The following is an 18,600-nucleotide window of genomic DNA, read 5'->3' on the forward strand; positions in this document are numbered from 1 at the left end:
CGGTCATGCGGCGACCTTGTCGTCGCCGAACTGCGTCTCGTAGAGGTCGGCATAGCGTCCGCGGCGGGCCAGCAGTTGGTCGTGTGTGCCACGCTCCACGATGCGGCCGTCCTCCACGACGAGGATGACGTCGGCGGCGCGCACCGTGGACAACCGGTGGGCGATGACGATCGAGGTCCGACCTGCGAACGCTTCGGCAAGGGCCTGCTGCACCGCGACCTCGGACTCCGAGTCCAGCGACGCCGTCGCCTCGTCCAGCACGACCACCCGTGACCTTCCCAGCAGCAGTCGCGCGATCGTCAACCGCTGACGCTGTCCGCCGGACAGACGGTATCCGCGCTCACCGACAACTGTGTCCAACCCGTCGGGCATCTCCGCAACCACGTCGGCCAGCCGCGCGCGGCGCAGCGCCTCCCACAACTGGTCGTCGGTCGCGGCAGGAGCGGCCAACGCGAGGTTCGACCGAATGGACTCGTGGAACAGGTGCCCGTCTTGGGTGACCATGCCGACCGTGTCCTTCAGCGACGCGAAGGTCAGGTCGCGTACGTCGATGCCGTTGAGGCGGACCGCGCCGGAGTCGACGTCGTACAGGCGTGCCAGCAGGGCTGCCGTCGTTGACTTACCCGCGCCGGATGAGCCGACCAACGCCACCATCTGACCGGGTCGGGCGGTGAACGAAATACCGTGCAGCACCTCGTCCCCGCCGCGATCGTCCAACTCGGCGACCTCTTCGAGCGAGGCCAGCGACACCTTGTCGGCAGCCGGGTAGGAGAACCGGACTGAGTCGAACTCAACGGTGACCGGGCCGTCCGGAACCGTCCCGGCGTCCGGACGCTCACCGATCAGCGGCACCAGATCGAGCACCTCGAAGACCCGCTCGAAACTGACCAGTGCGGTGGCGATCTCGACTCGTGCATTGGCCAGCGCGGTCAGCGGCGCGTACAGCCGGGTCAGCAACAGCGCCAGCGACACGATCGCGCCGGCCTGCAGATGCCCGCCGATCGCCAACGCCCCGCCCAGCCCGTACACCAACGCCAGGGCCAGCGCCGACATCAGCGTCAGCGAGTTCATGAACGTCGACTGCAGCATTGCCGTGCGCACCCCGATGTCGCGCACTCGCCCGGCCCGCACGCCGAACTCGCGGGACTCGGCGGCGGTGTCGCCGAAAAGCTTGACCAGCGTCGCGCCGGGTGCCGAGAACCGCTCGGTCATCTGCGTGTTCATCGTCGCGTTGTGAGCGGCCGACTCGCGAGACAGCCGAGCCATCGCCGTGCCGATCCGGCGGGCCGGAATCACGAACAGCGGCATCAAGGCCAACGACAGCAGCGTGATCTGCCACGAGATCCGCAGCATCACCACGAGCGTCAGCGTCAACGTGACGATATTGGTCACCACGCCCGACAGCGTGTCGGAGAAGGCCCGCTGGGCACCCATCACGTCGTTGCCCAGCCGGCTCACGAGTGCACCCGTTCGGGTGCGGGTGAAGAACGCCACCGGCATCCGCTGCACATGGTCGAACACTGCGGTCCGCAGGTCCAAGATCAGCCCTTCACCGATCACCGATGACAACCATCGCGTCACCAGCGAAACGACCGCTTCCGCGACCGCGACCGCGGCGATGACGGCGGCGAGCGTCATCACCATCGCCGAACTGCCTGCGCCGGTGATCTCGTCGACCACCCGACCCGCCAGCAGAGGGGTCGCCACGGTCAGTCCCGCGGCGCCCACGCTCACCGCCAGGAAAACCGCGAGTCTGCGGTGATGCCGTCCGGCGAAACGCCAGATCCGGCCGAGCAACCGACGGTCGGCCAACGAGTGCAGATCGCCGCCGCGTGCGTGCGTCTGCCGATAGAGCGATTGCCTGGCAACCGTTTCCAAACTCATGGATTCACCGTAAAACCTCAACAATGGATGAGGTCAAAGCCTTCCCCGGGTGTCGGGGCGTGAATTCAGATGCCCGAGCGCGACTCAGCCGTCGTCGCGATGCGCCTTCTGCAGTTCCCGTTCGGCGTCCTCGAGTGCGGCGCGCGCGTCGCGCAACCGCTCGAGCAAATCGTCCTTCTCGTGCTCCTTGCGGTCGGCCGCCCTGGCCTCCTCCATCGAGTTCAGCACGATGCCGATGAACAGGTTGAAGATCAGGAAGCTGGCGAGCAGCACGTAGCTGATGAAGAACAGAATGGTCCACTGCGAAATCTCTTGGCCCATCGCGACATTGTCGGGAAAGTTCTCCAGCGTGAGCATGACGAACATCGTGAGCATCGCCAGGCCCACGTTGCCGTAGTTGGCCGGATCGTGGCTGCCGAACAGCACCCAGCCGGCCATCCCGTAGATGAAGATCAGCACGAACGTCGCCGCGGCCAACGATGCGATGCCCGGCACGCTCCTGCCCGCGGCGCTGACCAGCACACGCAGGTCGGGCAGGAAGCGCACGAGGCGCACGATCCGCAGCAGTCGCACCATTCGGAGCAGCATGGCGTTCGCCCGCAGTGCAGGCACGAAGGATGCGACCACGACGATGAAGTCGAAGATGTTCCAGCCGTCCTTGACGAACTCCCGCGGGTTCCACCGATACGCCGTCAGTCGGATGAGCAACTCGACGACATAGATGCCGAGGATGACGTTGTAGATCGTGGCGAACAGCGGTTCGTGGCGGCTGGCGAGGTCCGCATAAGTCCCCATCCCCAGCACGATCGCGTTGATGACGATCACGCCGACGATGAAGAGTTCGAAGCTGCGGTTATTGATCAGCGCGCGGCAGCGATCCGGGATCGAGTTCGATCCGGCCGGCTGCGGTTGGGGGACCCGTTCCGGCGGCGGTGCCCCGACAGCGTCGGGGGAAGTGAGCGTCACCCTATGTAGATAGCAGTACGGGGGTGTGTTTGCTATAGCTAGCGCACTCTTTTTTGGCGCTGACGTCAAATAATCCCGAAATAGCCGATAACACCCGCGGCAATCACGACAAGCAAGGGATTGGTCTTGGTGAAGACGAAGATCGCTGTGCAGACCGCTGTCAGCACATAGGCCCGCCAGTCGTGGTCCGCGGTCCGGCTCATCACCAGCGAGGTGGCCATGATCAGACCGACGGTCAGCGGCGCGAAGCCCTTCTCGACCGCGACCCGCCACTTGGACTTCTGCGCCTTCTGCCAGAACAGCGTCACCGTGTACATGAGCGAGGCGGCGGGGACGATCATCGCGGCCGTGGCGATGAGTCCCCCGACGATCGCGCCGGGCACGCCCCCGACCGACAGTCCTGCGCCGTATCCCACCAGCGTGACGATCAGGATGCTCGGACCCGGTGCGGTCTGCGAGATCGAGAAGATATCGGCGAACTGCGCGTTGGTCATCCAGTGATGCCCATCGACCGCCTGACGATGCATATCGGGCAGCACCGCATTTCCGCCGCCGATGGAGAGCAGGGATAGCCCGGCGAACATGCCAGCCAACTCGAGGTAGGTGCTCATGATGATTGCGCGGCGGGGTTTCTCGGCCACGCCCAGAGCAGTGCCAACGGCGCGACGATCAGCAGCGTCAGCGGGAGGGGCAGCCGCACAAGGCCATTCAGCACGAAAGCCAATCCGAAGAGCGCTATCGGCACGACCCCGGTCAGGCACTTCCTACCGGTCTGGATCACCATCGCAATCGTCAGTGCCACGGCCGCCGCCGATGCGCCGTGCAGAACACCCTTGACCGCGGCCTGCTCCTTGAAGCGGAAATACAGGAACGCCATCACCAGAACGATGATCACCGGCAGAAAGCACAGGCCGAACAGCGCCGCGAGCACGCCGGGCAGCCCGCGCATCTTGCTGCCCGCGAAGACGGCCATATTCACCTGATTCGCGCCGGGCAGGATCCGGCACATCGTCATCGCGGAGAGGAACTCCTCTTCGCCGAGCCACTGCTTCTCGACGACGAGTACCTCCCGCGACCAGGCCGACAGGCCGCCGCCGAATGAAGCCAGCGCTATGTGGTTGAACGTCCACGCCAACTCGACCAGCGAGACCTTCTCCAGCCCTGCGGGCTCATTCATGCATGAGTTCGTGGTCGTGCGGAAAATCGTCCTCGTGGTGATGCGACGTCTCCAGCGGGTCCGGCGGCTCGTAGTGGTGCGACAGCTCCCAGTCCGCGGCGAAGACCTGCGTCAGACGCGCCACCGTCGGCGGATCCGAAACGAGTATCCCGAGCTCACGACGCAAATCAAACGCGCTGCGATCGATGTTCATCGACCCGATCAACGCGCGCTCGTCGTCGACAAGCAGAAGCTTTGCGTGCACTCGCAGATTCTTCTGCTTGTGCACCTTCACGCCGAAGCGGCGCAGAGTGCGTAGCGACGCGAAGGTGTCGAGGATGTCCCATTCGCTGATGCCGTGCTTGCCACCGCAGAGCACACGCACCTTCACGCCGCGATCGGCCGCGGACGCGATTCGCTCGAGAATGACGGCGTCGACGTATTTGGGGTGTTGGATATCGAGCCGGTGCGCGGCCGTGTCGATGAATTGCGCCATGTGATAGCGGGAATTGGAGTTGCTCCAGAGCAGACCCTCGTACGCCGAGCAGGTCCAGTCGAGTTCCTGCCAATCGGCATCGAAGACTTCGATGATCTGCGCGACGTGCACGGGGTCGTGGGTGATCACGCCGTAGTCACGGGTCAGCGTGAAGTATTTCGTGCAGAGATTGAATGTGGCGACGAGGGCGGCTCTGTCATCGGCCACGATCGACTTCTCGTGCGTGACATAGAACTTGGGATTGGACCACCGGACGGTGATACCGGCCGCGGCGAATCGCTCGAACGTCTCGTCGTTGGCCCGGTCGCCTCCCGAGCGTGCGGGGTTGAGCATGACGCGTACGTCGACACCCGCATTGCGCCGTTCGATCACCGCCTGGATCAGGATCTCTTCAGTGAAGGTGAACTGTTTGATCAGCAGCGAATTTTGTGCCGAGGAAATCAATTCGCGGACCGGATCCACACCGTCATCGGGCTCGACGATCAACCGGGGCGAAGGAGCTGGCACAAGTTCCGGATGCTAGCAGCGCGTGAATTTGCCCGCTTTGCTATCACGCGATCGTTTCGCGGGCCGTGACACGGCAGTGACAAGACCGTCGCTACGGCGAGACAGTCCTACCTACGCGCCTGACACATGGCGGGGACACCATCAGGCAAGATTGGGGCCATGGCCAGTGGCAGTGAAGGTGCAGCGTCACCCCGGGTGCTCGTGGTCGACGACGACCCCGACGTGCTCGCCTCACTCGAGCGCGGACTGCGGCTGTCCGGTTTCGACGTGTCCACCGCGATCGACGGCGCCGAAGCGCTGCGCAGCGCGACCGAGACCCGCCCCGACGCGATCGTGCTCGACATCAACATGCCGGTGCTCGACGGCGTCAGCGTGGTCACGGCGCTGCGCGCCATGGACAACGACGTCCCCGTCTGCGTGCTCTCGGCCCGCAGTTCGGTCGACGACCGTGTCGCCGGCCTCGAAGCGGGGGCAGACGATTACCTGGTCAAGCCGTTCGTGCTGCAGGAGCTGGTGGCACGGGTCAAGGCGCTGCTTCGCCGGCGCGGTTCGACGGCGACGTTCTCCTCGGAAACCATCCAGGTAGGTCCGTTGGAGGTCGACATCCCCGGCCGCCGCGCCCGGGTCAACGGCGTGGACGTCGACCTGACCAAGCGCGAGTTCGATCTGCTCGCGGTGCTGGCCGAGCACAAGACCGCGGTGCTTTCGCGAGCTCAGCTGCTCGAGCTGGTGTGGGGATACGACTTCGCCGCCGACACCAACGTCGTCGACGTTTTCATCGGGTACCTTCGCCGCAAGCTCGAGGCCGGCGGCGCGCCCCGGCTGCTGCACACGGTGCGTGGAGTGGGATTCGTCCTGCGCACGCAGTAGTCCGATGAGCCTGCTGACGCGGATCTTCCGCCGCACCCCGTCCCTTCGCCAGCGAGTGGCGTTCACCAGTGCCATCGCCGGGGCGATCGTCGTCGTCATCGCGGGCACCGTGGTCTGGTTCGGCATCACCGACGCGTGGAACGAACGGCTGGACCGCAGGCTGGACGAGGCGGCGGGGTTTGCGATTCCGTTCCTGCCGCGCGGGCTCGACGAGATCCCGAAATCGCCCAACGACAAGGACGCGATCATCACCGTGCGCAAGGGCGGGCAGGTGACGTCGAACTCCGACGTCGTGCTGCCGCAGCTCGAGCCGGGGTACGCCGATACCTACGTCGACGGTGTGCGCTACCGGGTCCGCACGGTGGACATCCGGCTGCCCGAGCCGATGTCGGTGGCCGTCGGCGCGACCTACGAGGGGACCATCGCCGACATCAACAACCTGCATCGCAGGGTGATCGTCATCTGCACCCTGGCGATCGGCGCCGCCACGGTCGGCGGGTGGGTGCTTGCCGCATTCGCCGTGCGGCCGTTCAAACGCCTTGCCCAACAGACCCGTCAGATCGACGCGGGCGACGAGGATCCCGACATCGAGGTCAGCGGAGCCACCGAAGCCGTCGAGATCGCCGAGGCGGTGCAGGGTCTCGTCGAACGGGTGTGGAACGAACAGGACAAAACCAAGGCCGCGCTGACGTCAGCCCGCGACTTCGCGTCGGTGTCGGCGCACGAACTACGGACCCCGCTGACCGCGATGCGGACCAACCTCGAGGTGCTGGCCACCCTGGATCTGCCCGAGGAGCAGCGCAAGGAGGTCGTCAACGACGTCATCCGCACGCAGTCGCGCATCGAGGCCACCCTCGGGGCGCTGGAGCGGCTGGCGCAGGGTGAGCTGTCGACGGCGGACGACCACGTGCCCGTCGACATCACTGAACTGCTCGACCGCGCCGCACACGACGCCATGCGCGTGTACCCGGAGTTGGACGTGTCGTTGGTGCCCGCGCCGACGGTGATCATCGTCGGACTGCCCGCCGGTCTGCGGTTGGCGGTGGACAACGCAATCGCCAACGCGGTCAAGCACGGTGGCGCGTCCCGCGTGCAGCTCTCGGCGGTCAGTTCGCGCGCCGGCGTGGAGATCGCGATCGACGACGACGGCAGCGGCGTTCCCGAGGAGGAACGCGAGGTCGTGTTCGACCGGTTCATTCGTGGCTCGACCGCGTCGCGCTCTGGCTCCGGGCTTGGGCTAGCGCTGGTCGCCCAGCAGGCCGAATTGCACGGCGGCACAGCTGCTCTGGACGAGAGCCCGCTCGGCGGCACTCGACTGTTGCTGAGGCTGCCCGGTCCGAGCTAGTTGTTCGCGGCCCGTGTTACTTGGTGCCAAGCAGGTCGATCACGAAGATCAACGTCTTGCCGGACAGCCGGTGCCCGCCGCCCGCGGGCCCGTAGGCCTGCGCCGGCGGGATGACCAGCTGGCGCCTACCGCCGACCTTCATGCCGGGGATGCCGTCCTGCCATCCCTGGATCAGACCGCGCAGCGGGAATTCGATCGACTCGTTGCGGGCCCACGAACTGTCGAACTCCTCGCCGGTGTCGAACTCGACGCCGACGTAGTGCACCTCGACGGTGCCACCGGGCACCGCCTCTGCACCCTCGCCGACCACCAGATCCTTGATGACCAGTTCGGCAGGCGGGGGACCGTCGATGAATTCGATCTCGGGCTTCTGCCCTGATGTGGAAGTCACCGTATCCACCGTAGTCGGGCACACTGAACCCATGGCGAAGGACCAAGACATTCTCGACCAGGTGAACCAGCTGGTCGCCGAGGAAAAGGAGCTGCGGGCCCAGCTGCAGCACCGCGAGATCGACGAGTCCGAGGAACATCAGCGCCTTCGTGCGCTCGAAGTCCAGTTGGACCAGTGCTGGGACCTACTGCGTCAGCGCCGGGCGCTCCGTGAGACCGGCGGCGATCCGGGGGCGGCCAGCGTGCGTCCGCCCGACGAGGTCGAGGGCTACCTCAACTGAGCGGTCCAGCGACATTCGACACCGGAGCCGCGACGTCGGCGACATTCGATGTCGTCATCGTTGGCGGCGGACACAACGGGCTGGCGGCCGCTGCGTACCTGGCCCGTGCGGGCCGTCGCGTTCAGGTGCTGGAGCGGCTCGACCACGTCGGTGGTGCGGCGGTGTCCGCCCACGCATTCGACGGTGTGGACGCGCGGTTGTCCCGCTACTCCTATCTGGTGAGCCTGCTGCCCCGGACCATCGTCGAGGATCTGGGTGCCCGGGTGCGGCTGGTGCGCAGGCGCCACTCGTCCTATACCCCCGACCCGGCGACTGAGGGCCGAACCGGGCTGCTGATCGGACCGCCGTCGACGTTCGGCGCGATCGGCGCGGGCTCCGACGAGGCGGGCTTCGACGAGTTCTACCGGCGTGCTCGCGCGCTGACGTCGCGGATGTGGCCGACGCTGCTGCGGCCGCTGGGTACCCGTACCGACGCGCGCAAGCAGGTGGGCGACGACGCCGCATGGCACGCGATGGTCGACAAGCCGATCGGGCACGCCATCACCGACGCCGTGTCCAACGACCTCGTGCGTGGCGTGATGGCCACCGATGCGTTGATCGGCACGTTCGCGCGCGTAGACGATCCCTCGCTGACGCAGAACATCTGCTTTCTGTACCACCTGCTCGGCGGCGGCACCGGCGACTGGGACGTCCCGATCGGTGGGATGGGTGCGGTCAGTGGCGCGCTGGCCGCCGCGGCCGCCGGCTATGGCGTCGAAATCGTCTGCGGTGCAGAGGTTTACGCCATGGATCCCGAAGGGGTGGTGCGTTATCACCGTGACGGGAAGGACCACCGCGTACAAGCCGGGCACGTATTGGCGAACGTGACTCCGACCGCGCTGGCTGCATTACTGGGCGAACCCACGCCCGACCAGGCGCCCGGCGCGCAGGTGAAGGTGAACCTGATGCTGCGCAGGCTGCCGCGTCTGAACGACCAGACCGTCGCGCCGGAGCAGGCGTTCGGCGGGACGTTTCACATCAACGAGACCTACCGCCAACTCGACACCGCGTACACGCGCGCTGACCACGGCGTGGTGCCCGACCCACTGCCGTGCGAGATCTATTGCCACTCGCTGACCGATCCGACCATCCTGTCCGACGACCTGCGCGCCTCCGGTGCGCAGACGCTGACGGTGTTCGGCCTGCACACACCACACTCTTTGATCACCGGACGCGACCCCGACCGGATGCGCGATACCTTGACCTCCGCGGTGCTCAACTCACTGAACTCCGTTCTGGCCGAACCTATTCAGGATGTGCTGATGCAGGACGCGGCGGGCCGGCTGTGTATCGAAGCGAAGACGACGATCGATCTGGAGCACTCGCTGGGCATGACGGCGGGCAACATCTTCCACGGTGCGCTGTCGTGGCCGTTCGCCGAGGATGACGAGCCACTGGAGACGCCCGCACAGCGTTGGGGCGTGGCCACACACCATGACCGGATTCTGTTGTGCGGCTCAGGATCACGCCGAGGAGGCGCGGTCTCGGGCATCGGCGGGCACAACGCCGCCATGGCGGTTCTGGAAATGTGATTTCGGTGCGCTAACGACCGCTGAGCGACTGTACGCGCACCAAAATCGCCATCAGCGTTTTGAGTTCGGCGTCGTCGAGTGCCGCCAGAGCATCGGGCGCCGGGTCGGTTATCGCGTCGATCTCGCGAACCGTTGCTCGGCCGTCTTCGGTGAGCGAGACGATCTTGCACCGTCGATTCGTCGGATCGATCTCGCGTACCACCAGCCCGCGGTCTTCGAGATCGTTGACCGCCACCGTCGCCGCGGGAGCGTCGATGGTGGCCGCATGCGCCAACTCCTTGACCGACATCGATTGCCGGCTCAGCCGCTTGAGCATGCGGATCCTGCTGAACGGCAGGCCTGACCGTTCGATCACCGCCCGCTTCCAGGAGTCGCGGTTGTCGATCACCACGGCGGCCATGGCGCGCCAGACTTCGTCGGCCAGCGGGTTATTTGACATCCACGATCTCCCTTTGCGTTGCCGGACCTGCGATCAACGGTGCGAGACGTTCAGCCGAGCGCAGCGCGCGCGGCGACGTCGAGTAGAAGCCAAGGACGAAGATGATCACGCCGAGCGCGGCACCGACGAACCACAGCGGGCGTGCCGCCACGGCGAAGTCCGCACCCATCGTGGCAAGTGCGGATCCCGCGACCGAACCACACAGCGCAACACCGAGACTCACGCCGATCTGTCTGCTGGTCGATGCGATCGCCGAAGCCGCACCGGCCCGATCGGTGGGCATACCACTGACCGCTGCGGTGGTGATCGGCGCGTTGACCATCGAGAATCCGATGCCGAACACCGCGAAGATCACGAGCAGCTGCCATACGGGCGTCGTCGCATTCAGCTGGCTGAGCATCAATGTCGCCGCGGTGATGAGAATTCCGGCGATCAGCAGCGACGGCCGACTGCCCCACCGCCCGACCATCCGGCCCGACAGCGGCGAGAACACAAGCGCGCCAATGGCTACCGGCAGATAGATCAACCCGGTGTTCATGGCCGAAAAGCCACGCTCGTCTTGCAGGTACAGCGACATCATGAACAAGAAGGCCCCCCACGCGGCGAACGCGCACACCGCGATCACGGTCGCGGACGCGAAAGGGATGCTTCGGAAGAACCGGAGATCGATGAACGGGTCGTGGCGTCGCGACTCGTATGCCAGAAACCCGACGAAGGCCACCGTCGCGACCACGCCGCAGGCGATGGTGCGAACGTCGCCCCAGCCCAGACCGGGACCTTCGATGAGCACGAAGACGATGCCGAACAGGAATGCCATGCCGAGGCCCTGTCCGACCGGGTCGACGTCGCGCATCGTCGCCGACTTGGACTCGGGCACGAAGATCGCTGTGAGCAGGATGGCCAGCGCGCAGATCGGCAAATTGATCCAGAACACCGCGCGCCAGTCCGCGAACTCGATGAGCGCCCCGCCGACGATCGGACCCAGTGCCATCGAGATGCCGACGACGCCACCCCAGATGCCGATCGCGCGGGCACGCTCGACGCGACCGGTGAACACCTGGGTGATGATCGACATCGCCACCGGATTCATCATCGAACCGCCGACGGCCTGCAGGAAACGCGCGGCGATCAGCGTCTCGATATTCGGTGCGAGGCTGCACATCATTGAGCCGATCGCGAACACCGTCAGGCCGATCTGGAATGTGCGCCTACGGCCGAACCGGTCGGCCGCCGCTCCCGACAACAGCAGCAGCGACGCCAGCACCAATGTGTAGATGTCGATGACCCACTGCAGCTGCGACGCCGTCGCGCCGAGGTCGGCCCGGATGCTGGGGATGGCGACGTTGACGATCGTTGCGTCCATCGACACGATCAGCAGGCTCAGGCAGCAGGACACCAAAATGATGGCCTTGCGCCGAGGGCTCATGGATCGGACGACAGTTTCATTCACACAACTATTGTGAAAATACAACTGTCCGGATGGCAAGCCCCACCGCGAGTGAAATGACTCGCAGTGAGTGCGCTTACCGGTTGCCGGTGTCGACGTAGTCGCGCTCGGTGTACCCGGTGTAGATCTGGCGCGGACGGCCGATCTTGCCGCCGCCCTCGTCGTGCATCTCACGCCAGTGCGCGATCCACCCGGGCAGCCGGCCCAGCGCGAACAGCACGGTGAACATCCTGGTTGGGAAGCCCATCGCCCGGTAGATCACGCCGGTGTAGAAGTCGACGTTCGGGTACAGCTTGCGCTCGATGAAGAAGTCGTCGGTGAGCGCGAACTCTTCGAGTTCCTTGGCGATGTCCAGCAGTTCGTCGTCGCCGCCGAGCTTGCCGAGAATCTTGTCGGCCTGTTCCTTGACGATGCGCGCCCGCGGGTCGTAGTTCTTGTAGACCCGATGGCCGAAGCCCATCAACTTGACGTTGTCTTCCTTGTTCTTGACCTTCTTGACGAAGGTCTGAACGTCGTCGTCGCCGACACGGATCTTCTCCAGCATCTCCAACACAGCCTGGTTCGCACCGCCGTGCAGCGGACCCCAGAGCGCGTTGATGCCGCCGGAGACCGAGGTGAACAGGTTGGCCTGCGACGAGCCGACCAGCCGCACCGTCGACGTCGAGCAGTTCTGCTCGTGGTCGGCGTGCAGGATGAACAGCATGTCGAGTGCGCGGACGAGCTCCGGGTCTACCTCGTAGGGCTCGGCCGGAAGCCCGAACGTCATCCGCAGGAAGTTCTCGACGAGACTCATCGAGTTGTCCGGGTAGAGGAACGGTTGCCCGACCGACTTCTTGTAGGCGTACGCCGCGATCGTCGGCATCTTGGCCAGCAGCCGGATCGTCGACAGCTCGACCTGCTCGTCGTCGAAAGGATCCAGTGAGTCCTGGTAGTAGGCGCTCAGCGCATTTGCCGCACTGGAGAGCACCGGCATCGGATGTGCGTTGCGCGGAAACCCGTCGAAGAACCGCTTGAGGTCCTCGTGCAGCAGGGTGTGCCGCTGAATCTGGGTGGTGAACGCCTCGAGCTGATCCGGGGTCGGCAGTTCGCCGTAGATCAGCAGGTAGCTGACCTCGATGAAGTTCGACTTCTCCGCCAGCTGATCGATGGGATAACCGCGATAACGCAGGATCCCGGCGTCGCCGTCGATGTAGGTGATGGCGCTCTTGGTCGAGGCGGTATTGACGAAACCATCGTCGTAGGTGGTGTAGCCGGTCTTGGCCAACAGCGAACCCAGGGCGATGCCGTCAGAACCTTCGGTGGCGTGGACGACGTCCAATTCAAGCTCGCCACCGGGGTAGTCGAGAGTGGCGTGCTCGTCTTTTTCGGCCACGGGGATCCCTTCTACGTCGCAAGGAATGCGGAGTTGCTCTTCAAAAGGTAGTCCCATTCCAGCACTCCCGCCCGCGGGGGGGTTGCCAGATCGTCAGACGGTCTGCCGATTGCCCGCCGTCAGGCTGGTGAACTCGGCGAATGTGCGTTCCAGGCGCTCGGCCACGTCGTCGATGCTCAATTGCGACCAGTCCCGGGTGTCGGCCACCAGGTCGGTGAGCGCCGCCATGAGCACCGAACCCCACACGGCGGAAACCAGCCGCGTCGGGCGATCGTCGACTCCCACCCCGATCCGCTTGGCGATCTCCACGTCGACGGAGTTGGCTCGGTATTCCAGTGCCGCCTGTCGCAAGGCCGGCGACGACAAAAGGATCCGCACGATGCACATGACGCGGTCCTGCGACAGTTCCCCTGACGGGGCGACCTTGGCCGCGTTGGCCATGGCGAGATAGGCCATCAGTAGCGCATCGAAGTGGTTGAGCTCGCGCGGTTGGCGGGCCAGTTCGACGGCCGTGCTGTCCAGCACTTCGTCGACCAGGGCCAGTGCGATGGCGTCCTTGGTGGCGAAGTACCGGCTGAACGTGCGTGGCGACACATCGGCGATGGCGGCGATCTGATCGACGGTGGTGCGGTCGAAGCCCTGCCGGTCGCAAAGGTCGACCGCGGCGTCGATGAGGGTGGCGCGAGTTCGCTGCTTCTTACGTTCCCGCAGGCCGAGGGTTGCCTCCCCGTTGAGATCAGACACAAATCGGATGTTAACCAGGCAACGTAAGAGGCCGCTGAGAAAAGTGGCACCCACCGACACTTGGCCCCCTACGTCACACTTTGTGGTCTTTGTCGTCGCCGGCCACGCGGTAACGGATGAAGGCGGGTACCAACAGCGTGCAGACCACCATGCCGATCACCACCAGCGCTCCGCCTCCGGCCGCCGCCACGGTCGTGCCGACGGCAGCGGCGGTTGCTCCGTGCACGGCATCCGCCAAGCGCGGCCCCCCCGCGACCACCACCGTGAACACCCCCTGCAGCCTGCCGCGAACCTCGTCGGTCGCCGCCAGCTGCAGAATCGTGTTTCGGAATACCGACGACACCATGTCGGCCGCGCCGCCAACAGCCAGGAACGTCAACGCAATCCACAACAACGGCCCGGCCGCGCCGTTGGCGAAACCGGCTGCGACGCCGAAGCCGATCATCGCGAGCCCCCACACCACGATCGCGAGCACCACCGCCAGCCCCTGCCGACGGATGCGCGGCAGCCAACCGGAGAACAGGCCACCCGCCACAGCGCCTACGGCCATCGCCGACGCCAGCAGCGCCATGGTGGTACCGCCGTCGACCGGTCCACCGAAGCTCTCATGAGCCATTTGCGGGAACAGCGCCCGCGGCATGCCCAGGATCATTGCGATCAGGTCGACGACGAATGACATCAGCACGACCTGGTTGCCGGCCAGGTAGCGAAAGCCATCGAGGACCGCCGAGAAACCCCACCTGCTGCGTACCGCCTCCATGACCGCCGCCGGGATGGGCGCCAGGCGGAACGTCGCCCATATCGGGGCCATGCACAGGATCGCGTCGATCAGATAAAGCGTGGACAGGTCGACCCATCGCAGCAGCACTCCCGCCAGCAGGGGACCAACGATCGCCCCGAACTGCATCACCGTGATGTTCAGCGAATTGGCCGCGGCGACCTGGTCGGCTGGCAATATGCGCGGGATCGCGGCAGAGCGGGTCGGCTGGTTGATCGCGAAAAAGGCCTGCTGCACCGACAGCAGGCACAGCACCACCCACACGTTGTTGAGCTCCAGTGCGGCTTGCACCCACAGCAGCACCGACGCCAGAGCCAGTCCGATGGACGCGATGATCAACAGCAGGCGACGGTCCATCGCATCGGCCCACGCCCCACCCCACAGGCCGAACACGATCAGCGGCACGAGCGCGAACAGTCCGGACAGGCCGACGTACGCCGAGCTTTGGGTGAGCGCGTACAGCTGCACCGGCACCGCGAAGATCGTGAGGTTGGCGCCGATTACAGTGACGATGCCCGCCAGCCACAGCCGCCGGAAGTCCGGCACGCGAAGGGGTGTGGTGTCGGCGAAGAATCGCCGCACCTAGGGCTGCAATCGCTCGATACGACTGCTGTGCATCGTCACCGGCAGCTCCGGATCGGTGGCGACACGAATCCTGTTGTGCACCCGGTTCTCCCGGCCCTGCCAGAATTCGACGACCTCGGGTGCGATGAGATACCCGCCCCAATTCGGCGGCACCGGAACCTCGTCGAGTTCGGCGAATCGCTGTGTCACGTCCGCCAACTGTTCGAGCAGCACCGCACGCGAGGCAATCGGTTCGGATTGGTGTGATGCCCAGGCGCCCAGCTGCGAACCACGCGGGCGCTTGGACCAGTAGTCGGCGGTCTGCTCGGCCGACACCTTGGTGACCAGTCCCCGGACGTGGACCTGGCGGCCAAGCAGGAACCACGGGAACGTCGCCGCCGCGTAAGGAATCGCGGCGAGGTCCTGACCCTTGGCGGAGTCGTAGTTGGTGAAGAAGGTGATGCCCTCGGCCCCCACGCTCTTGCACAACACCGAGCGGGTCGACGGGCGTCCGCGGGCGTCGACGGTGCCCACCACCATCGCGTTGGGTTCGGCCACCCCTGCCCGCTCGGCATCGGCTAACCACTTGTGCAGCAGCGCAACCCAGCCGTCCGCAAGCCAGTCGGCATCGAGGTCTCCGCTGCCGTCCTTCTCCACCGAGCCGTACTCGACCCGCATTCTCGCCAAATGGTCGTCGTCGCGAGTTGCCACGCGAACACGCTACGCCTCGACTGTTCGCCGAGGAGTTACCGACCGGTAGTGAAGGACGCGAGGCTGGGTGCGAGAATTTGCGCCATGACTACGACGTCAGCTGTTCCTGAAGATTTCGTGCCCGGACTCGAAGGCCTCGTCGCCTTCACCACCGAGATCGCCGAACCCGACAAGGACGGCGGTGCGCTGCGATACCGCGGCGTTGACATCGAGGATCTGGTCTCCCAGCACGTCACGTTCGGTGATGTGTGGGCGCTGCTGGTCGACGGCAAATTCGGCCGAGGCCTGCCGCCGGCCGAGCCGTTCCCACTCCCGATCCACAGCGGCGACGTCCGCGTCGACGTCCAGGCCGGTCTGGCCATGCTGGCCCCGATCTGGGGATACGCACCTCTGCTGGACATCGAGGACGAAACCGCGCGCGACCAGCTTGCCCGAGCGTCGGTGATGGCGCTCTCCTACGTCGCACAGTCCGCGCGCGGTATCTATCAGCCGGCAGTTCCCCAACGGATCGTCGACGAATGTTCCACCGTGACGGCACGTTTCATGACGCGCTGGCAGGGTGAGCCCGACCCCAAGCACGTCGAGGCGATCGACGCCTACTGGGTATCGGCAGCCGAGCACGGCATGAATGCATCGACGTTCACCGCCCGCGTGATCGCGTCGACAGGGGCTGACGTCGCGGCCGCGCTGTCCGGTGCCATCGGCGCGATGAGCGGACCCCTGCACGGCGGGGCGCCGGCACGGGTGCTCCCGATGATCGAAGAAGTCGAGAAGACCGGTGACGCGCGCGCCGTCGTCAAGGGCATCCTGGATCGCAAGGACAAACTGATGGGTTTCGGACACCGCGTCTACCGCGCCGAGGACCCCCGGGCGCGAGTGCTGCGCGCCACCGCCAAGCGTTTGGAGGCACCCCGCTACGACGTGGCTGTCGCTTTGGAGCAGGCCGCCCTGGCCGAGTTGCGGGAACGCCGTCCCGACCGCGCGATCGAGACCAATGTCGAGTTCTGGGCGGCGGTCATCCTGGATTTTGCGCAGGTGCCGATCCAGATGATGCCCGCGATGTTCACGTGCGGCCGCACGGCAGGGTGGTGCGCACACATTCTCGAGCAGAAGCGACTCGGTAAGTTGGTCCGCCCAGCGGCCATCTACGTGGGTCCTGACCCGCGCGGCCCCGAGTCCGTCGAGGGTTGGGACAAAGTCGCCCGGTCGTGACGACGGCGACGTTCATCTCGGCGGCAAGGAGTTTCGCCGCACTGGTGCGCGAGATTCCTTCCGACGCCTGGGGTGAACCCGGCCTCGGCGAGTGGGACGTCCGCGCCCTGGTCGGACACACGTCCCGATCGCTGACCACCGTGCGCAGCTACCTGCAGACCACCGCCGAGCGAGAAGACATCGCGACACCGCAGGAGTACTACGTGCGGGTCACGCCGTCGGCGCTGGGAATCGATCCGGCGGATGTCGCCGAGCGCGGCAGGCAGGCAGGCAGGGATCTCGGCGATGATCCGGCCGCCGCTGTCGACGAGTTGGTGTCAGGGGTGACGAGCGACCTCGCGGCCATCGGCGATCCGTTGATCGCGGTGATCGGCGGACTCGGCATTCGCCTGCGCACGTATCTGCCGACTCGGATATTTGAGCTGGCTGTACACGGGATGGACATTGCTAGAGCACTCGATATGCCGTTCCGGCCACCCGAGGCGGTGCTCGCCGAGGCACTCGACGTCGCCACGCGAACAGCCATCGCGACAGGACATGGGGATTCGGTGCTTCTGGCGCTGACGGGGCGGTCGACGCTGCCGCCGTCCTTCTCCGTGGTGTGAGCCCGCAAAGTTAGATACAACACGTGCGACCGCCGAAATGAACCTAAACCTGTGTGCTTCCTTTTAGGGTGGGCGGGTGCCCCAGATGGATCGCCGCAACATGATGATGATGACGGGTCTCGGCTTCTTGGCCGCCGCGATTCCCGCCGCCCAAGCCCACGCCAGCCCGACAAACCGCACGCCACTACCGGCGCAACCGCCGACTGCCGACCCGGGAACCTACATCTTCCACGACGAGTTCGACGGTCCTGCGGGATCTGCGCCGGATCCGTCCAAGTGGTTGGTCCAGACCTGGCAGGACGAGGTATACCCGCCGGTCGTGGGCATATACCGCGACGATCGCCGAAACGTCTTCGTCGACGGCAACTCCAACCTCGTGCTGATGGCCACCAACGACATGGGCACGTTCTACGGCGGCAAGCTGCGGGGTATCTGGCGCGGCATGATCAACCAGACGTGGGAAGCGCGAGTCAAACTCGACTGCCTGACGCCAGGCTGCTGGCCGGCGTTCTGGGCCGTCAACGAGGATCCGCTGCCCGACGGCGAGGTCGACGTCTTCGAGTGGTACGGCAACGACCAGTGGGCCCCGGGAACGACGGTGCACGCGGCGTCCAACGGCAAGACCTGGGAGGGCAAGTCGATCCCCGGTCTGGTCGACAACGCCTGGCACACCTGGCGGATGCATTGGGGCGAGGACGGTTTCACGTTCTGGCGGGATTACGTGGACGGTGCCGAACCGTACTTCCATGTGCCGCCCAACCCGATTCAGGTGTCGGGCCGACCCGACGACTGGCGGTGGCCCTTCAGCATCCCCGGCTATTGGATGCAGCCCATGTTCACCCTCGCGATCGGGGGGCCCGGCGGCGGCAATCCGGCCCTTGGTCGTTTCCCGGCGGCGATGCTGGTCGACTACCTCCGCGTTTGGTAAGCGTTCATCGCGTCGCTTTGATGACCTGAACCAGGTTGAACTGCCAGCGCTCCACCAGTCGGTAGCCGTGCTCGCGAGTGACCGCGAACGCAGGGGTGCCGCCGAATAGTGTGCCCGGCTCCATCACCGGATTCTGTTCGTGGGCAGGCCTTGCCGGGTCGGCCTGGGTGATGATCCACACGATGCGGCAGACACTCAGCGGCCCTGCCGACGCCTCCGGTATGAGGTTGGTGTCGAAGACGTCGCGGCGTTCGGTCGCCTTCTGCCACAGGCTGATATCGACCGCGTTCCGTCAGGCCTGTCTCTTATCCACCTCTTACGCCGCCGACTGTAA

Annotated in this window: 20 protein-coding genes and 1 pseudogene; 7 read left to right on the plus strand and 14 right to left on the minus strand. The window is 65.6% G+C overall.

Annotated features, from left to right (window positions below; genetic code table 11):
* Positions 1–3: 3 nt before the first annotated feature.
* The 5 genes from CSQ99_RS08610 to CSQ99_RS08630 form a co-directional block, all read right to left on the minus strand.
* A complete protein-coding gene (locus CSQ99_RS08610) occupies positions 4–1,884 on the minus strand; it encodes an ABC transporter ATP-binding protein (protein ID WP_099038634.1) in 1,881 nt (626 codons plus the stop codon).
* An 84-nt stretch (positions 1,885–1,968) separates the two neighbouring features.
* Positions 1,969–2,850, minus strand: coding sequence for an ion transporter (locus tag CSQ99_RS08615; RefSeq protein ID WP_099038635.1), 882 nt, complete (start codon positions 2,848–2,850; stop codon positions 1,969–1,971).
* A gap of 65 nt (positions 2,851–2,915) precedes the next feature.
* On the minus strand, positions 2,916–3,461 hold the full coding sequence (locus CSQ99_RS08620) for a chromate transporter (RefSeq protein ID WP_099038670.1): 546 nt from the start codon (positions 3,459–3,461) through the stop codon (positions 2,916–2,918).
* The gene (locus tag CSQ99_RS08625) at positions 3,458–4,027 is read right to left on the minus strand and encodes a chromate transporter (protein WP_099038636.1); all 570 of its coding nucleotides are present in this window, start codon (positions 4,025–4,027) and stop codon (positions 3,458–3,460) included. Before CSQ99_RS08625 ends, CSQ99_RS08620 begins: the two co-directional genes overlap by 4 nt.
* Complete coding sequence (locus CSQ99_RS08630) at positions 4,020–5,009, minus strand: phospholipase D-like domain-containing protein (RefSeq protein WP_099038637.1); 990 nt, start codon at positions 5,007–5,009, stop codon at positions 4,020–4,022. Before CSQ99_RS08630 ends, CSQ99_RS08625 begins: the two co-directional genes overlap by 8 nt.
* 159 nt (positions 5,010–5,168) lie before the next feature.
* Between CSQ99_RS08630 and prrA the strand changes: the two genes are divergently transcribed.
* Positions 5,169–5,879 carry a two-component system response regulator PrrA gene (gene prrA, locus CSQ99_RS08635; RefSeq protein WP_099038638.1) on the plus strand — a complete coding sequence of 237 codons (711 nt, stop codon included), beginning with the start codon at positions 5,169–5,171 and terminating at the stop codon, positions 5,877–5,879.
* 4 nt (positions 5,880–5,883) lie between these two features.
* Positions 5,884–7,224, plus strand: a complete 1,341-nt coding sequence (locus CSQ99_RS08640) for a sensor histidine kinase (protein ID WP_099038639.1) — start codon at positions 5,884–5,886, stop codon at positions 7,222–7,224.
* A 16-nt stretch (positions 7,225–7,240) separates the two neighbouring features.
* Here the strand turns inward: CSQ99_RS08640 and CSQ99_RS08645 are convergent, their stop codons facing one another.
* The gene (locus CSQ99_RS08645) at positions 7,241–7,648 is read right to left on the minus strand and encodes an FKBP-type peptidyl-prolyl cis-trans isomerase (RefSeq protein WP_099038640.1); all 408 of its coding nucleotides are present in this window, start codon (positions 7,646–7,648) and stop codon (positions 7,241–7,243) included.
* Here CSQ99_RS08645 and CSQ99_RS08650 point away from each other — a divergent pair.
* Positions 7,647–7,895, plus strand: a complete 249-nt coding sequence (locus CSQ99_RS08650; RefSeq protein ID WP_099038641.1) for a DUF2630 family protein — start codon at positions 7,647–7,649, stop codon at positions 7,893–7,895. The genes CSQ99_RS08645 and CSQ99_RS08650 overlap by 2 nt on opposite strands.
* Here CSQ99_RS08650 and CSQ99_RS31275 read toward each other — a convergent pair.
* A complete protein-coding gene (locus tag CSQ99_RS31275) occupies positions 7,883–8,068 on the minus strand; it encodes a hypothetical protein (protein WP_245908801.1) in 186 nt (61 codons plus the stop codon). The two genes, CSQ99_RS08650 and CSQ99_RS31275, sit on opposite strands and share 13 nt — an antisense overlap.
* Between CSQ99_RS31275 and CSQ99_RS08655 the strand changes: the two genes are divergently transcribed.
* A complete protein-coding gene (locus CSQ99_RS08655; protein ID WP_245908824.1) occupies positions 7,994–9,466 on the plus strand; it encodes a phytoene desaturase family protein in 1,473 nt (490 codons plus the stop codon). The two genes, CSQ99_RS31275 and CSQ99_RS08655, sit on opposite strands and share 75 nt — an antisense overlap.
* Before the next feature lie 10 nt (positions 9,467–9,476).
* Here the strand turns inward: CSQ99_RS08655 and CSQ99_RS08660 are convergent, their stop codons facing one another.
* From CSQ99_RS08660 to pdxH, 6 genes are all read right to left on the minus strand, one after another.
* Complete coding sequence (locus tag CSQ99_RS08660; protein ID WP_099038643.1) at positions 9,477–9,905, minus strand: MarR family winged helix-turn-helix transcriptional regulator; 429 nt, start codon at positions 9,903–9,905, stop codon at positions 9,477–9,479.
* Complete coding sequence (locus tag CSQ99_RS08665; protein ID WP_176560935.1) at positions 9,895–11,331, minus strand: MFS transporter; 1,437 nt, start codon at positions 11,329–11,331, stop codon at positions 9,895–9,897. The genes CSQ99_RS08660 and CSQ99_RS08665 overlap by 11 nt, the downstream gene beginning before the upstream one ends.
* Before the next feature lie 97 nt (positions 11,332–11,428).
* A complete protein-coding gene (locus CSQ99_RS08670) occupies positions 11,429–12,724 on the minus strand; it encodes a citrate synthase (protein WP_099038645.1) in 1,296 nt (431 codons plus the stop codon).
* A gap of 93 nt (positions 12,725–12,817) precedes the next feature.
* Positions 12,818–13,468: a TetR family transcriptional regulator gene (locus CSQ99_RS08675; RefSeq protein ID WP_099038646.1), complete on the minus strand. Its 651-nt coding sequence runs from the start codon at positions 13,466–13,468 to the stop codon at positions 12,818–12,820.
* A 73-nt stretch (positions 13,469–13,541) separates the two neighbouring features.
* Positions 13,542–14,828 carry an MFS transporter gene (locus tag CSQ99_RS08680; protein ID WP_099038647.1) on the minus strand — a complete coding sequence of 429 codons (1,287 nt, stop codon included), beginning with the start codon at positions 14,826–14,828 and terminating at the stop codon, positions 13,542–13,544.
* Positions 14,829–15,488, minus strand: a complete 660-nt coding sequence (gene pdxH, locus CSQ99_RS08685) for a pyridoxamine 5'-phosphate oxidase (RefSeq protein WP_425437798.1) — start codon at positions 15,486–15,488, stop codon at positions 14,829–14,831.
* Between the two features lie 117 nt (positions 15,489–15,605).
* Here pdxH and CSQ99_RS08690 point away from each other — a divergent pair, with 117 nt between their 5' ends.
* The 3 genes from CSQ99_RS08690 (at position 15,606) to CSQ99_RS08700 (ending at position 18,266) form a co-directional block, all read left to right on the plus strand.
* Positions 15,606–16,733 carry a citrate synthase 2 gene (locus tag CSQ99_RS08690; RefSeq protein WP_099038649.1) on the plus strand — a complete coding sequence of 376 codons (1,128 nt, stop codon included), beginning with the start codon at positions 15,606–15,608 and terminating at the stop codon, positions 16,731–16,733.
* Entirely contained in the window at positions 16,730–17,338 is a 609-nt protein-coding gene (locus CSQ99_RS08695; RefSeq protein WP_099038650.1) for a maleylpyruvate isomerase family mycothiol-dependent enzyme, read from the plus strand. The genes CSQ99_RS08690 and CSQ99_RS08695 overlap by 4 nt, the downstream gene beginning before the upstream one ends.
* An 85-nt stretch (positions 17,339–17,423) precedes the next feature.
* Entirely contained in the window at positions 17,424–18,266 is an 843-nt protein-coding gene (locus CSQ99_RS08700; RefSeq protein WP_099038651.1) for a glycoside hydrolase family 16 protein, read from the plus strand.
* Positions 18,267–18,270: 4 nt separating this feature from the next.
* Here CSQ99_RS08700 and CSQ99_RS08705 read toward each other — a convergent pair.
* A pseudogene (locus CSQ99_RS08705) lies at positions 18,271–18,558 on the minus strand (glycosyltransferase family 39 protein); the annotation flags it as partial.
* Between the last annotated feature and the right edge of the window lie 42 nt (positions 18,559–18,600).

It is taken from the genome of Mycobacterium neglectum, assembly GCF_002591975.1.
GTDB lineage: Bacteria > Actinomycetota > Actinomycetes > Mycobacteriales > Mycobacteriaceae > Mycobacterium > Mycobacterium neglectum.